15 protein-coding genes are annotated in these 14,619 nt (G+C 64.8%); 13 read left to right on the top strand and 2 right to left on the bottom strand.

Annotated elements, in window-relative coordinates:
* From CSC73_RS06970 to accC, 6 genes are all read left to right on the top strand, one after another.
* The coding region (locus CSC73_RS06970; RefSeq protein WP_211840834.1) for a protein-disulfide reductase DsbD family protein at positions 1–1,324 on the top strand (1,324 nt) is incomplete at its 5' end.
* On the top strand, positions 1,321–1,914 hold the full coding sequence (locus CSC73_RS06965) for a TlpA disulfide reductase family protein (protein ID WP_163839702.1): 594 nt from the start codon (positions 1,321–1,323) through the stop codon (positions 1,912–1,914). The genes CSC73_RS06970 and CSC73_RS06965, both read left to right, overlap by 4 nt.
* 254 nt (positions 1,915–2,168) lie before the next feature.
* The gene (gene aroQ, locus CSC73_RS06960) at positions 2,169–2,609 is read left to right on the top strand and encodes a type II 3-dehydroquinate dehydratase (protein ID WP_163839701.1); all 441 of its coding nucleotides are present in this window, start codon (positions 2,169–2,171) and stop codon (positions 2,607–2,609) included.
* Positions 2,610–2,672: 63 nt separating this feature from the next.
* Positions 2,673–3,149: an acetyl-CoA carboxylase biotin carboxyl carrier protein gene (gene accB / locus CSC73_RS06955; protein WP_163839700.1), complete on the top strand. Its 477-nt coding sequence runs from the start codon at positions 2,673–2,675 to the stop codon at positions 3,147–3,149.
* A 55-nt stretch (positions 3,150–3,204) separates the two neighbouring features.
* On the top strand, positions 3,205–3,546 hold the full coding sequence (locus CSC73_RS06950; protein WP_281352879.1) for a four helix bundle protein: 342 nt from the start codon (positions 3,205–3,207) through the stop codon (positions 3,544–3,546).
* Positions 3,547–3,589: 43 nt separating this feature from the next.
* Positions 3,590–4,957: an acetyl-CoA carboxylase biotin carboxylase subunit gene (accC, locus tag CSC73_RS06945; RefSeq protein WP_163839698.1), complete on the top strand. Its 1,368-nt coding sequence runs from the start codon at positions 3,590–3,592 to the stop codon at positions 4,955–4,957.
* A 94-nt stretch (positions 4,958–5,051) separates the two neighbouring features.
* Here accC and CSC73_RS06940 read toward each other — a convergent pair whose 3' ends face one another.
* Positions 5,052–5,411, bottom strand: a complete 360-nt coding sequence (locus CSC73_RS06940) for a hypothetical protein (protein ID WP_163839697.1) — start codon at positions 5,409–5,411, stop codon at positions 5,052–5,054.
* The gene (locus CSC73_RS06935) at positions 5,408–6,304 is read right to left on the bottom strand and encodes a hypothetical protein (protein WP_246197404.1); all 897 of its coding nucleotides are present in this window, start codon (positions 6,302–6,304) and stop codon (positions 5,408–5,410) included. The genes CSC73_RS06940 and CSC73_RS06935 overlap by 4 nt, the downstream gene beginning before the upstream one ends.
* Positions 6,305–6,556: 252 nt before the next feature.
* Here CSC73_RS06935 and prmA point away from each other — a divergent pair, with 252 nt between their 5' ends.
* The 7 genes from prmA to CSC73_RS06900 all read left to right on the top strand — a co-directional run bounded on the left by prmA (position 6,557) and on the right by CSC73_RS06900 (position 14,574).
* Positions 6,557–7,474 (top strand): 50S ribosomal protein L11 methyltransferase, encoded by a 918-nt coding sequence (prmA, locus tag CSC73_RS06930; RefSeq protein ID WP_163839695.1) that lies wholly within the window; start codon positions 6,557–6,559, stop codon positions 7,472–7,474.
* A gap of 158 nt (positions 7,475–7,632) precedes the next feature.
* Positions 7,633–8,577 carry a DUF3426 domain-containing protein gene (locus CSC73_RS06925; RefSeq protein WP_246197402.1) on the top strand — a complete coding sequence of 315 codons (945 nt, stop codon included), beginning with the start codon at positions 7,633–7,635 and terminating at the stop codon, positions 8,575–8,577.
* Between the two features lie 129 nt (positions 8,578–8,706).
* Positions 8,707–8,976: a DNA-binding transcriptional regulator Fis gene (gene fis / locus CSC73_RS06920; RefSeq protein ID WP_093285861.1), complete on the top strand. Its 270-nt coding sequence runs from the start codon at positions 8,707–8,709 to the stop codon at positions 8,974–8,976.
* Positions 8,977–9,064: 88 nt separating this feature from the next.
* On the top strand, positions 9,065–10,666 hold the full coding sequence (gene purH / locus CSC73_RS06915; RefSeq protein WP_163839694.1) for a bifunctional phosphoribosylaminoimidazolecarboxamide formyltransferase/IMP cyclohydrolase: 1,602 nt from the start codon (positions 9,065–9,067) through the stop codon (positions 10,664–10,666).
* A 149-nt stretch (positions 10,667–10,815) separates the two neighbouring features.
* Positions 10,816–12,099, top strand: a complete 1,284-nt coding sequence (gene purD / locus CSC73_RS06910; RefSeq protein ID WP_163839693.1) for a phosphoribosylamine--glycine ligase — start codon at positions 10,816–10,818, stop codon at positions 12,097–12,099.
* 138 nt (positions 12,100–12,237) lie between these two features.
* Positions 12,238–14,151: an MFS transporter gene (locus tag CSC73_RS06905; RefSeq protein WP_163839692.1), complete on the top strand. Its 1,914-nt coding sequence runs from the start codon at positions 12,238–12,240 to the stop codon at positions 14,149–14,151.
* Between the two features lie 126 nt (positions 14,152–14,277).
* Positions 14,278–14,574 (top strand): CD225/dispanin family protein, encoded by a 297-nt coding sequence (locus tag CSC73_RS06900; RefSeq protein ID WP_163839691.1) that lies wholly within the window; start codon positions 14,278–14,280, stop codon positions 14,572–14,574.
* Positions 14,575–14,619 lie beyond the last annotated feature (45 nt).

Below are 14,619 nucleotides of genomic sequence, written 5' to 3'. Positions count from 1 at the left end.
CGTCGCTTCTGAGTCCTCCCCTTCAAGGGGAGGGTTGGGTGGGGATGGCGTGGCATTGGAAGTGCCCCGCACCACCCCGCCCGCCGACGTACTGCGCAAAGCCGGCAAATCGACGACCGTATGGTTGGCGCTGCTGCTGGCGCTCGCCGGCGGATTGATCCTCAACCTGATGCCGTGCGTGCTGCCGGTGCTGTCGCTGAAGGCTTTGTCGCTGGCCGACAGCGGGCGCAGCGGCGGCCATGCCCGCGCCAGTGCGCTCTGGTACACGGCCGGCGTGCTGCTGAGCTTCATCGCCATCGGCGCCATCGCCTTGGCCCTGCGTGCGGCCGGACAAGCGCTGGGCTGGGGTTTCCAGCTACAGCAGCCGCTGGTGATCGGGGCCTTGGTGTACCTGATGTTCGCGGTGGGCCTGAGTCTGTCGGGCGTGTTCGCGCTGGGCCATCGTTTCGCCGGAGCCGGACACGAGCTCACCGGACGCAGCGGCCCGGTCGGGGATTTCTTCACCGGCGTGCTGGCGGTGGTGATCGCCAGTCCGTGCACTGCGCCATTCATGGGCGCGGCGCTGGCCTTCGCCTTCACTGCGTCCACGCCGGTGGCGTTGCTGGTCTTCGCCTTCCTGGGCCTGGGACTGGCGTTGCCGTTCCTGCTGATCGGTTTCGTGCCGGGACTGGCGCAGCGCCTGCCGAAGCCGGGCGCGTGGATGGAAACGCTGAAGCATTTCCTCGCTTTCCCGATGTATCTGACCGCGGTCTGGCTGCTGTGGGTGCTGGGCAAACAGCGCGGCGTGGATGCGATCGGCCTGGCGCTGGCCGGACTGGTGCTGCTGGCGCTGGGTCTATGGTGGTATCAACGCCTGCGCCTGCAGGTAGCGCCGCTGAGCCGTGCGCTGGCGCTGCTGGTCTTGCTGGCATCGCTGGCGCCGCTGGTGCTGGTGCACCGCCTGCGCCCCGAGCCGGCTGCTGCCGTCGCGGCAAGCTCGGGCATCGTGCCTTATTCGGCCGCGAAACTGGCGGTATTGCGCGCCGAAGGCCGTGTGGTCTTCGTGGACATGACCGCCGACTGGTGCGTGACCTGCAAGGCCAACGAGAAGGCGGTATTGGGACGCGAAGATTTCCGCGCCTCGGTGCGGCAGGCCGACGCGGTGTTCATGCAAGGCGACTGGACCAATGTGGATCCGGCCATCACCGAGTTCCTGGAAGCCCACCAGGCCGTGGGCGTGCCGCTGTACGTGGTGTTCCCCAGCGATGGCGGCGAAGGCGAAGTACTGCCGACCGTATTGAGCCAGGAGCTGGTGGCCGAGGCCCTGGCGCGCGCCAAGCGATGAAACCGACCACGACGCGCGTCCTGATGGTTGCAGTCGTGGCGGGCGCATTGGGCGTGCTCGCCAGTCTCTGGTGGGGCGGAAGCCCGCTGCTGCGCACCGATACAGGCCAGCGCGCGTTGCAGGCCGCCATGGAAGCTTCCGCGCCGGAACCGCCGCCGGGAGTGAAGCCGGCCCGGCCGGGCGAGCCGATGCCGACCCTCGCTCTTCCCGATCTGCAGGGACGAACGCAATCGCTGCCCCAGGCATACGCCGGACGGCCACTGCTGATCAACGTATGGGCCAGCTGGTGCGGACCCTGCATAGAAGAGATGCCCGAGCTGGACCGCTACGCCCGCGCCCAGGGTCCGACAGGAGTGCAAGTGATCGGATTGGCGCTGGATACGCCGGAGAACATCCGCCAATTCCTGGGCCGGGTACCGGTGGCTTATCCGATCCTGGTGGATACGCCCGGCCCCGCCGATGCCAGTGTGTGGCTGGGGAATCGAAAAGGAGTGCTGCCGTATTCGGTGCTGGTCGGCGCCGACGGGAAGATCCTGAAGCAGAAGGTCGGGCCATTCGCCTCAGGCGAAATCGATACCTGGTCGAAGTAGGTCGGGGCTACGCCCCCGACGCGCATGAACCTTTCCGGGCCGGTGGGAGCGGCCTCCCGTCGCGAACTCTGGATTGGTCGGTCAGGCCGTGCGATCACATGCCCAGGGCTTAAAAGCTCGCGGCGGGACGCCGCTCCCACGATCAAGCCGCGCCCGGCGATTTTGAAACAATTGTTTAAAACGCCAGTAACTTCTGCGAACTGGACAGTATTGACGTCTTCACGCAGACTGCGCCGCTTCCGCTGGAGCGTTCGATGGCAAAGTTGCTGGTCCTGCACGGCCCCAATCTCAACCTGCTCGGCACCCGCGAGCCCGAGGTCTATGGCCGCACCACGCTGGCCGAGATCGACGCCGCACTGGCAGCGCAGGCGGCGGCGGGCGGACACCAAGCCGAGAGCCTCCAGTCCAACGCCGAGCACGTGCTGGTCGACCGCGTGCAGGCCGCACGCACCGACGGTACCGCCTTCATCCTGATCAATCCAGCCGCCTTCACCCATACCTCGGTGGCCCTGCGCGATGCGCTGGCGGCCGTGGCGGTCCCGTTCATCGAGATCCATCTGTCCAACCCGCATACCCGCGAGCCCTTCCGCCACCACAGCTACTTCAGCGATCTGGCGGTGGGCGTGGTCTGCGGCTTCGGCGCCGACAGCTACCGCTATGCCATGGAAGCCGCGCTCAAGCGTCTTCCCGCCTGACTTTCCTTTTCCTTTCACGACTCGCACCGTCAGCGGCGCGGGCGTCCAACCACAGAGGCCAACATGGACCTGCGCAAGATCAAGAAACTCATCGACCTGCTGGAAGAATCCAATCTCGCCGAAATCGAGATCAAGGAAGGCGAAGAAAGCGTGCGCCTGGCGCGCGTGCCCAAGGGCAACTACCAGGCCGCCCCGGTCTACGCCGCGCCGGCCGAAGCGCGCGCCGCCGCGCCCATGCCGATGTCCTCGCCCACCGAATCGGCGACCGGCGGCAGCGCCAAAGCCGCCGGCAGCGACCAGCCGGAAGGCCACGTGATGCGCGCGCCGATGGTCGGCACGTTCTACACCTCGCCCTCGCCGGACAAGCCGCCGTTCGTCACCATCGGCCAGTCGGTGAAGGCCGGCGAAACGCTGGCGATCATCGAGGCGATGAAGATGTTCAACCCGATCGAGGCCGACGTGTCCGGCACCATCCTGGCGGTGCTGACCGAAAGCGGTTCGCCGGTCGAATTCGACCAGCCGCTGTTCGTGATCGGCTAAGCGCCGGGAATCGGGAACGGAGAATGGGGAATCGTCGAAGCGGCCGCATGAGCGCCTGGAAGTTTGGCGCGATTCCATGGAGCTAGTGGAAATGATCTACAAGATTTCCGATACCTTCCCGGATTCCGAACGTTTCGGCCTCACTTCGCAAATCAGGCGCGCAGCGATCAGCATCCCTTCGAATATCGCAGAAGGCGCAGCTCGCCGTTCCACCCCGGAGTACTTGCGCTTTCTTTCAATCGCTCGCGGCTCTCTTTCGGAAATAGCTACTCAAACCCAAATAGCAAATCGGCTTGGCTATTCAAGCGCATCACCCAGGCTCGATGAATATATCGACTTGATCTTTGCAAAGCTGACGGCTTTGATGAACGTGCTCAACAAACGCGGAGATGCATGATGTCGGCTCTTCCCCTATTCCCCATTCTCGATTCCCCATTCCCATGCTAGATAAAGTCGTCATCGCCAATCGCGGCGAAATCGCGCTGCGCATCCTGCGCGCCTGCCACACCATGGGCATCCGCACGGTCGCCGTGCATTCCACCGTGGACCGCAACCTCAAGCACGTGGCCATGGCGGATGAATCGGTCTGCATAGGCCCTGCGCCTTCCAGCGAAAGCTACCTCAACGTGCCGGCGATCATCGCGGCCGCCGAGGTGACCGACGCGCAGGCCATCCATCCGGGCTACGGCTTCCTCAGCGAGAACGCCGATTTCGCCGAGCGCGTGGAGCAATCCGGTTTCATCTTCATCGGCCCCAAGGCCGACACCATCCGCCTGATGGGCGACAAGGTGGAAGCGATCCGCGCGATGAAGGCCGCGGGCGTGCCGTGCGTGCCCGGCTCCGGCGGTCCGTTGGGCGATGACATCGTCACCAACACCAAGATCGCGCGCGAAATCGGCTACCCGGTGATCATCAAGGCCGCCGGCGGCGGCGGTGGACGCGGCATGCGCGTGGTACATGCCGAAGGCGCGCTCAACAGCGCCATCAGCACCACCAAGGCCGAAGCCAAGGCCGCCTTCGGCAACGACCAGGTGTACATGGAGAAATTCCTGGAGAACCCGCGTCATGTGGAGATCCAGGTGCTGGCCGACGGCCAGGGCGGCGCGGTACATCTGGGCGAGCGCGACTGTTCGATGCAGCGCCGCCATCAGAAAGTGGTGGAGGAAGCCCCGGCGCCGGGCATCAGCGAAGAGCAGCGCAACGAGATCGGCAAGGTCTGCGTGGACGCCTGCATCCGCATCGGCTATCGCGGCGCGGGCACGTTCGAATTCCTGTACGAGAACGGCCGCTTCTACTTCATCGAAATGAACACCCGCATCCAGGTGGAGCATCCGGTCACCGAGCGCATCACCGGCATCGACCTGGTCTGCGAGCAGTTGAAGATCGCCGCCGGGCAGAAACTGTCCATCAAGCAATCGGACATCGTGCTGCGCGGCCATGCCATCGAGTGCCGCATCAACGCCGAGGACCCCGATACGTTCGCCCCCAGCCCCGGTCTGATCTCCGGTTTCTATCCGCCGGGCGGCCCGGGCGTGCGCGTGGACACGCACATCTACACCGGCTATCGCGTGCCGCCCAATTACGACTCCATGATCGGCAAGCTGATCGTGCACGGTCCCGACCGCGAAACCGCCATCGCCCGCATGCGCGTGGCGCTGAGCGAGATGGTGGTGGACGGCATCAAGACCAATATTCCGCTGCAGCAGTCGATCATGCGCGACACCGGCTTCCAGGCCGGCGCGCAGAACATCCACTACCTGGAAAAACGGCTGGCGGAGCGCAAGAACAAATCGATCGCGCTGGTGTAGGAGACCGGGCCGGATGCCGGCCCGATCTTGCTGCGCCGCCAATGACTCTTCGTATCGTCAGTCTTGGCGCGAAAGAGGCCGCCCGCCCCGGTTTTTATTCCGAAGGCGGCTGCTGCGTGCCCTTGAGCGGCCGTGCGGCGATGCTCGACAGAGGACTGCCCACCACGATGGTTTCCGACGAACCGTCGGGCCACACGATCTTGAAAGTGCTGCCGGGCGGCAGCGAGGAGAAAGGCACGCCGCTGGTGGCGCGATAGACGGCCGCCACCTGACTGGCGCCCTTGCTCCTGGTTTCTTCGGCCGAATCCACCGAAATCACCGAGATCTGCGTCAGCCCGCGGAACTCCGGCCTGGTGGTTTCGATCACCACGCCCGCCGCCAGCGCGGCATAGGCCACGAACAGAAGTATCCAGAATCCTTTCTTCGCTTTTTGCGCAAAGCGCTTGTGAGTCATTTCGCAACTCCAATACCTGACATGAGGCTATCCACCATTCCGTTCAAATTGTCCGCTCCTTGCCTGGGCACGCCGGCATCGAGAACGAACGCGTAGAAATCCTGGGAGCTGTCGCGCGAACAGATCCCGCCGTTGGCGCAATACGACGTCATCAATACGCCGCCGGGGCTGCAATCGTTGCCAAGGCGGCATGCCGCCAGCAACCAGGCGAGCTCGGAGTACTGCGTACCCGAAATTCTGCCCAAATAAGCTTCCTGGCCGCTCCCCGCGATGCCCATGGCGGGCGAAATCGCGACGTAGGCCTCAGGATTGCCGGAACGGCGTACGCGTTCCACCAGATCCTGTTTGTATTCGTTGCTGTCGGACAGGGGCTCGCCCATCGCCAACAACGCCGCCTCGGCGGCCAGACTGCCCGCACGCGCGGCGTCGAACCGTTTGGCGCGCAAAGACGACAAGGAAAAACCGTCGGCGGGGACGAAACGCGCGCAACGCTGGCCGATGCGGTCGCGCGCAGCCGCCATCGCCGCAGTCGAGGTGCCCTTCAATTCCGAGATCGCCCGGGTATCGGCGGCATACCCGGCCGGATTGGCCGCGTAAGCGGCGCAGTAATCCAGCACGCGGCTTACCTTCCACAAGGCTTCCGCGTCTCCCGCTGCTTCTAACGCGCGCAGCCCCTGCACATAGGCGTAAAGATCGCTGGCGCCTTCGAAATCCACACGCGAATCGCTCGGGGATTTTGGAACGTAATCGGAACCCTCGTGCGAAGCCGCAGCGGCGGTCGCCATGCCACCCGCTTCGCTTCCAACGCGCGGGCTCACGCCGGCCGAATCCACCATGCCGCGATTCCACGCCACGGCGACCGACAGTCCAGCGACTGCAAGCAGCAAGAACACGGATTTTGTTTTCAACGTGAGCATTAGGACTGCTGGCTGACCATTTTCGCTAGGCGGACCATGACGATCTGAGGGAGGGAGCGGCCGCGTCTTTAGCCTCGATGCGAATCGCCGGCCGGAACCGACGCACGACAATTCGGGGGCCGCACCGTAGTCTAATGCAGACTTCCCGCCCCATGGCGCGGCCGGTTCCTGCGGTTTTCTGAATCGGGCGCGCTGCTTTCCCCCAGCTTTCTTCGACCGAGCGGCAACATGCCTTATCTGGAACTTTCCCTACGCTGCAGCGAATCCGACCAGCCGCGCTACGAAAACGCGCTGGAGGACGTCGGTGCGCTATCGGTCACCCTGCTGGACGCCGATGCCGACACCAGCAACGAACACGCGATCCTCGAACCCGGCGTAGGCCAGACGCCGCTGTGGCATGCGCTGGTGCTGACCGCGTTGTTTCCCGCGGAGACCAACGCGCTGGCGCTGTTGGCTGCGCTGGAATCGTTCGATCCCGGCCTGGACTGGTCCAACGCCAGCTTCCGCAGCGTGGAGGACCAGGATTGGGAGCGCGCCTGGATGGACCAGTACGTGCCGCTGCGTTTCGGTACGCGCACCTTCATCGTGCCGTGGAATCAAGCGCTTCCCGATGAAGCCGACAGCGCCGATGCGGCAGTCGTACGGCTGGACCCGGGTCTGGCCTTCGGCTCCGGCACCCATCCCACCACCGCGCTGTGCCTGCGCTGGCTGGACCGGCTGGCGGGCGAAGGGGAACTGAAGGGCGCGAGCGTGCTCGATTTCGGCTGCGGCTCGGGCATCCTCGCCCTGGCCGCGCTCAAGTTGGGCGCCGCCAACGCCGTTGGCGTGGACAACGACCCGCAGGCGCTGACCGCCAGTTTCGACAACGCCGAACGCAATGGCGTGGGCGAGCGGCTGGCGGTATACCTGCCGCAGAACGAACCGCCAGCCACTTATCCGGTCGTGGTCGCCAACATCCTCGCTTCGGCCCTGGACACCCTGGCCGAGACGCTGGCCAAACGCGTCGCGCCCGGCGGGCGCATCGCGCTGTCGGGAATCCTGCAAGGGCAAGAAGGCGAGCTGCTGGCCCGCTACGCCCCCTGGTTCGACCGGCTGACCACCGACCAGGAAGGCGACTGGATGCGCATCGAGGGCGTGCGGCGCTGAGCCTCTGCAGGAGCGGGCCCTGCCCGTGTAGGAGCGGGCCCTGCCCGCGAGCTTTTCCGGGCGTATCGCATTCGTCGGCGACCTACCAAGAGCTCGCGGGCAGGGCCCGCTCCTACAGTCCGCTTCTTGTAGTCGCTCTCCCATGCTTGAATAGCCGCATGTTCTTTTCCTGCCCGCATTGCCGCGATCTGGTCGTCACCGACCCTCAAACCAATCTGCCGCCCGTTATGTGTCCGCGTTGCGGCGGCCGGTTGCGTGCCGACGTGCCGCGCGAAAAAAAAGGCGCTGCCGTTGCCGCGACCGGCGGTGCGTCGGCAGCAAGCCAGCCCAGTTTCGCCAGGTTTCTGCAAGAAGCGGCGCCCGCGCACGCAACATCGGAAACCGATGCGCACCTGGCACAGGAAACGACGAACGAGGCACCGAGCGAGGCGGCCGAAGCGATCGTCGATATCGAATCCCCCGTCAGCGACGCTGAAGACCCATCGCCTGCGGTTGAGCGCGAGCAGATCGAGACAGCCGCTGCCGCAACCGATGAAATCGCGACGAAAACGCCAGAGCCCGCCGCACCGGCATCGACGATTCCGCAATACGCGGGACCCAGCTTTGCCCGGCAGCGTGCGCAACTCCCGATCCCTGCGCGTGCCGCGAAGTGGCAATGGGCCGCGCTGGTGATGCTGGCGGCTCTATTGGCGGTACAAGTGCTGGTGGCAGACCGCGCCCGCCCGGCGGCCGATGCGAACTGGAGGCCGATGATCGCTTCCCTGTGCAAGGCGATGGGATGTTCGCTGCCCGCCTGGCACCAACCCGGTGCATTCGCGATGCTGAGCCGCGATGTGAGTCCTATTCCGGGAACCCAGGGCGGCCTGAACGTGCAAGCCACTTTCCGCAACGACGCGCGCTGGCCGCAGGCCTGGCCGGTCTTGCTGTTGTCGCTGTCCGATGCCGATGGCCGCGTGCTCGGTTCGCGCGCCTTCTCGCCGAAGGAGTATCTGGGCGCCGCGGCAACGCAAACGGAACTCGCCCCAGGCCAAAGCGCCCAGATCGCATTGAAACTGCATGAACCGAACCCCGATGTGGTGGCGTTCTCATTCGACTTCCGCTAGCGGCAGGCAAAATCGCCAACAAAGGGATGCACCCGCGCAAATCACGCGCTAGACTCCCCTCCCCCGTCGAAAGCTGTGACCCGCTCGACGGTTTTCCAGCAACGACTTTTGGCCAGGGGATCGCCCTTCGTGAATGCCGCCGCTCGCCACGACACCAGCCGTGGCAATCCAAAACCGCCATTGCGCGAACACGTGGCGCAATCGGTGCGCCGCTACCTGCGCGACCTGGATGGCAGCGATGCGGACGATGTGTACGAGATCGTGCTGCGGGAAATGGAAATCCCCCTGTTCGTCGAAGTGCTGAACCACTGCGAAGGCAACCAGAGCCGCGCCGCCGCCCTGCTGGGCATCCACCGCGCCACCCTGCGCAAGAAACTCAAGGACTACGGGCTGGCCTGAGTTCGCGTGGCGTACCGGGCCATCCGCGCACGGTGGTGCTGCGCTGCGGAAGTTATAATTCGCGCCACCTTCCCGCACCGCCCTTCCCATGACTTCCGATTCCAAGCCTGGCGTCCCCGTGAAAATCAGCCGGGCGCTGCTGTCCGTTTCCGACAAGACCGGCCTGGTCGAACTGGCCACCGCCCTGGCCGCACGCAACGTGGAGCTTCTGTCCACCGGCGGCACCGCCAGGGCATTGCGCGAGGCGGGCCTGGCCGTACGCGACGTCTCCGAAGTCACCGGCTTCCCCGAAATGATGGACGGCCGGGTCAAGACCCTGCATCCCATGGTCCACGGCGGCCTGCTGGGGCGCGCCGGCGCCGACGATGCGGTGATGGCCGAACACGGCATCGCCCCGATCGATCTGCTGGTGCTGAATCTGTATCCGTTCGAGACCGTCACCGCCGATCCTGCCTGCACGCTGGAGAACGCAGTGGAGAACATCGACATCGGCGGGCCGGCGATGTTGCGTTCTGCCGCCAAGAATTTCGCGCGCGTGGCCGTGGCCACCGATCCGGCGCAATATGCCGGCATCGTGGAAGAGCTGGATGGCAACGGCGGCGCGTTGTCGGCCAAAACTCGTTTCGCGCTTTCGGTCGCCGCCTTCAATCGCGTGGCGCAGTACGATGCGGCGATCAGCAACTATCTCTCCGCCGTGGACGATCCGTCGCGCGACGTGCCGGCGCGCGCGGCGTTCTCGGCGCAGGCCAACGGCAGCTTCGTCAAAGTCATGGATCTTCGCTACGGCGAGAACCCGCACCAGCAGGCCGCGTTCTACCGCGACCTGTACCCCGCCCCCGGTTCGCTGGCCACCTTCACTCAGCTGCAGGGGAAGGAACTTAGCTACAACAACATCGCCGACAGCGACGCGGCCTGGGAATGCGTGCGCCAGTTCGACTCGCCGGCCTGCGTGATCGTCAAGCATGCCAATCCGTGCGGCGTGGCGGTGGGCGTGGCCTGCGGCGATGCCTACGAGCTGGCCTACGCCACCGACCCGACCAGCGCCTTCGGCGGCATCATCGCCTTCAATACCAAACTGGACGCGGCCACCGCCAAGGCCATCCTGGACCGGCAGTTCGTCGAGGTGCTGATCGCGCCGGATTACGACGAAGGCGCGCTGGAATACGCGAAGAAAAAGGCCAACGTGCGTGTGTTGCGCATCCCGCTCGCGCCGGCCTCGAAAGGTTTCGTCGACACCAAGCGCGTGGGCTCGGGGATGCTGATGCAGACTGCCGACGATCGCGTGGTGACGCGCGACGAACTGCAGGTGGTGACGAAGCTGGCGCCGAGCGAGGCGCAGTTTGCCGATCTGCTGTTCGCCTGGAAGGTGGCCAAGTTCGTCAAGTCCAACGCCATCGTCTATGCGAAGGACAATCGCACCATCGGCGTGGGCGCCGGCCAGATGAGCCGGGTCTATTCGGCGCGCATCGCCGGAATCAAGGCGGCCGATGCGCACCTGGTGGTGCCGGGATCGGTAATGGCCTCGGACGCCTTCTTCCCGTTCCGCGATGGCATCGATGCGGCGGCCGAAGCGGGCATCAAGGCGGTGATCCAGCCGGGCGGGTCGATGCGCGACGATGAAGTCATCGCTGCAGCGGACGAGCATGGGTTGGCGATGGTGTTTACGGGTGTGCGGCACTTCAGGCACTGATTGTCCTGCCGTCTCCCAAATCGTCCTGACGTCATCCCAGCGAACGCTGGGATCCATTTTGATCTTGATTTTCGCGTTGTTCGTACACTAGAGCCACATCAACATGGATCCCAGCGTTCGCTGGGATGACGACCTTTGGAGATACGCGCATGAAAGTTCTGGTCATAGGCTCAGGCGGCCGCGAACACGCCCTGGCATGGAAACTCGCGCAATCCGAACGGGTCGTCGAAGTCATCGTCGCACCCGGCAACGCCGGCACCGCGACCGAAACCAAATGCCGCAACGCGAACGTGGCCGTGAACAACATCGACGGCCTGCTGACGCTGGCGCGCAACGCGAAAGTGGACGTCACCGTGGTCGGCCCGGAGATTCCGCTGGTGGCCGGCGTGGTGGACCGCTTCCGCGAAGCCGGACTGCGCATCTTCGGGCCCACCGCGGCGGCGGCGCAGTTGGAAGGCAGCAAGGCGTATGCGAAGGATTTCCTGGCCCGGCATGGCATTCCCACCGCGTTCTATTCCGTATTCACCGAGATCGAGCCTGCGCTGGCTTACGTCCGCGACAAAGGCGCGCCCATCGTGGTCAAGGCCGATGGACTGGCCGCCGGCAAGGGCGTGATCGTGGCGATGACGCTTGCCGAAGCCGAGGCCGCCGTCACCGACATGCTGTCGGGCAACGCCTTCGGCGATGCGGGCGCGCGCGTGGTGATCGAGGAATTCCTGGACGGCGAGGAGGCCAGCTTCATCAGCATGGTCGACGGCGTCACCGCCTTGCCGATGGCCACCTCGCAGGACCACAAGCGCGTGGGCGACGGCGACACCGGCCCCAACACCGGCGGCATGGGCGCGTATTCGCCCGCGCCAGTGGTCACGCCGGAAGTGCATGCGCGGGTGATGCGCGAAGTGGTGAACCCGACCGTGCAGGGCATGATCGCCGACGGCATTCCCTTCACCGGCTTCCTGTACGCCGGACTGATGATCGATGCGGCCGGCGCGCCCAAGGTGATCGAATTCAACGTGCGCTTCGGCGATCCGGAGACGCAACCGGTGATGATGCGCCTGCAGTCCGATCTGCTGGAGCTGGTGGAAGCGGCCATCGACCAGCGTCTGCACGAAACCGAGGCGCGCTGGGACCCGCGTCCTTCGCTGGGCGTGGTGATGGCGGCGCATAACTATCCCGATACGCCGCGCCTGGGCGATGCCATCAACAGCTGGGACGTACCCGACGTGGCCGATACCAAAGTCTTCCATGCCGGCACCCGCATCGAGGGCGACCACGTGGTGACCGCCGGCGGCCGCGTGCTGTGCGTATGTGCGCTGGGCGACACCGTGGCCGATGCCCAGCGCAAAGCGTATGCGGAAGTGTCCGGGATTTCGTGGAACGGGGAGTTCCACCGCCACGACATAGGCTGGCGGGCGATAGCGCGCGAATCCTGAGAGGATGCCGGCTTTGACCTCCCATGTAAGCGCGCACTGACCCGCGAGTAGCGGATCGTTCTACTTTCGCCATGCCGCGCTCCCTGGGTGGGAGAAGCAAACGGCAAGTGCTAGTCTCCGCGCATCCAAGGAGCCCGCATGTCGAGCCACAGCCAGTTCGCCCTACTGAAACAGCGGCGTTTCCTGCCCTACTTCGCCGTCCAGGCGCTGGGCGCCTTCAACGACAATGTCTACCGGCAGGCCATCATCGGCCTGCTGGGTTATATGACGGTCAGTGCGGACGACAAGTCGCTGTATGCGATGCTGGCCCCGGCCATTTTCATCCTGCCGTACTTCCTGTTCTCGTCCATCGCCGGACAGTTCGCCGAGAAGCTGGAGAAGTCGCGCCTGATCCGCATCACTACCGCCATGGAAATCGCCATCATGTCGTTGGCGGCGGTTGGCTTTCTGACCCAGAACATGACCGTGCTACTGGTGGCGCTGTTCTGCACCGGGGTGCAGTCCACACTGTTCGGGCCTGTGAAATATTCGATCTTGCCCTCGGTGCTGAAGCCGGAGGAGCTGACCGGCGGCAACGGCCTGGTCGAGATGGGCACCTCGATCGCCATCCTGGTGGGCATGATCTCTGGCGGAATGATCTTCGTGCTGGCCGGCACGCACGGGCCGGTGGTAGCCGCCATTGCGATCATTTTGCTGGCGATCGCCGGCAACTTGTTGTCGCGGTTGATTCCAAAAGTGGATGCCGGCGCGCCCGATCTGAAGATCAACTGGAATCCGATTCCCGAATCCATTGCGATCTGGCGGCTGACCCGCAAGCAGCCGGCCGTACGCAATGCCGTGCTGGGCGTATCGTGGTTCTGGTTCTTCGGCACCATGCTGACTTCGCAGTTGCCGGCCTATGCAGAGCTGCACCTGGGCGCCTTGCCGCAGGACACCACCATCTACATCTTCGGGCTGGCGCTGTTCTCCATAGGTACCGGCATAGGCTCGCTTCTGTGCGAAAAACTCTCGGCGCGGACAGTGGAAATCGGCTTGGTGCCGATGGGCGCGCTGGGCATGAGCGCCTTCCTGCTGGACCTCTACTTCGCTCGCAGTGGCCTGCCGCCACTGCGCGGCCTGACGTTCGACAGCTTCCTGTCGGCGCCGGGAAGCACGCGCATCGTCATCGACCTGGTCGGCATTGGCCTGTTCGCCGGTTTCTTCGTCGTGCCGCTGTTCGCGCTCATACAGAGCCGTACTCCGCGCGAGGAAATGTCGCGCGTGATCGCCGGCATGAATATCCAGAACGCGCTGTTCATCGTGGCCGCGGCAGGGATAGGCATTTTCCTGCAACGGGTATTGGGCTGGACCATCCCGCAATTGTTTCTGGCCCTGGCCATCGCCAACGCCGTAGTGGCCATCTACATCTTCACCATCGTCCCCGAATTCCTGATGCGTTTCCTCAGCTGGGTGCTGGTGCGCGGGCTGTACAAGCTGCGGCTGCACGGCATCGAGAAGAACGTGCCCGACGAAGGGGCCGCATTGCTGGTCTGCAACCACGTCAGCTACATGGATGCGCTGATCCTGTCGGCCAGCGTGCCGCGCCCGGTGCGCTTCGTCATGTACTACAAGATCTTCAACATTCCGGTGATGAGCTGGATTTTCCGCACCGCCAAGGCCATTCCCATCGCCGGCGCGCGCGAGAACCCGGAATTGATGCAGCGCGCCTTCGACGAAATCGATGCGGCGCTGGCCGACGGACAGCTGGTAGGCATCTTCCCGGAGGGCGCGCTGACCCGCGACGGCGAGATCGCTCCATTCAAATCGGGCGTCGAAAAGGCGTTGCAACGCGCCAGCGAAAACGAACGCCCGGTGCCGGTGGTTCCGATGGCGCTCAAAGGCATGTGGACCAGCATGTGGAGCCACCGCGACGGGCGCATGGCCCGCATGCGCGTACCGCGCCGCTTCCGCGCGCACGTCGAGGTGGTTGCGGGCGAAACCATCGACGGCAAGAGCGCCACCGCGGAACAACTGGAAGCCCGGGTACGCGAACTGCGTGGCAGCGACGCGTAGCGCCATGGTCTGCCGCGCTTTGGCAGGCATGTTCTGACGGACTGCATTCGGTTACGCTGATGGCGGGGAAACACGAATCAATCGAAGCCCGGGCTGTCCGCAGTCCCGGCGTCACCGGAGTCTTGTATGAGTTACGTGCCTCCGCCTCCGGGCGGCTATCAGGAATACATTCCCAACCATCTGGTCTGGGCGATCCTGAGCACCTTGTTCTGCTGCCTGCCCTTGGGCATCGTGTCTATCGTCTATGCCTCGCAGGTGGACGGAAAGCGGGGAGCGGGCGATATCGCCGGCGCGCGCGAAGCCTCGGACAAGGCCAAGTTCTGGGCGATGCTTTCGGCCGGACTGGCATTGATCCCGATCCTGCTGTATCTGATTTTCGTGGTCGCCCTGGGAGTGGTGGGCGGACTGGGCGGACTGAATTAGACTGTCCCCGTCGTCCACCTGCCTCAGCAACCATCCAGAACGGAG

This window comes from Pseudoxanthomonas sacheonensis (assembly GCF_010093305.1).
GTDB classification, from domain to species: domain Bacteria; phylum Pseudomonadota; class Gammaproteobacteria; order Xanthomonadales; family Xanthomonadaceae; genus Pseudoxanthomonas_A; species Pseudoxanthomonas_A sacheonensis.
This window is presented reverse-complemented; position numbering and strand designations above follow the sequence as displayed.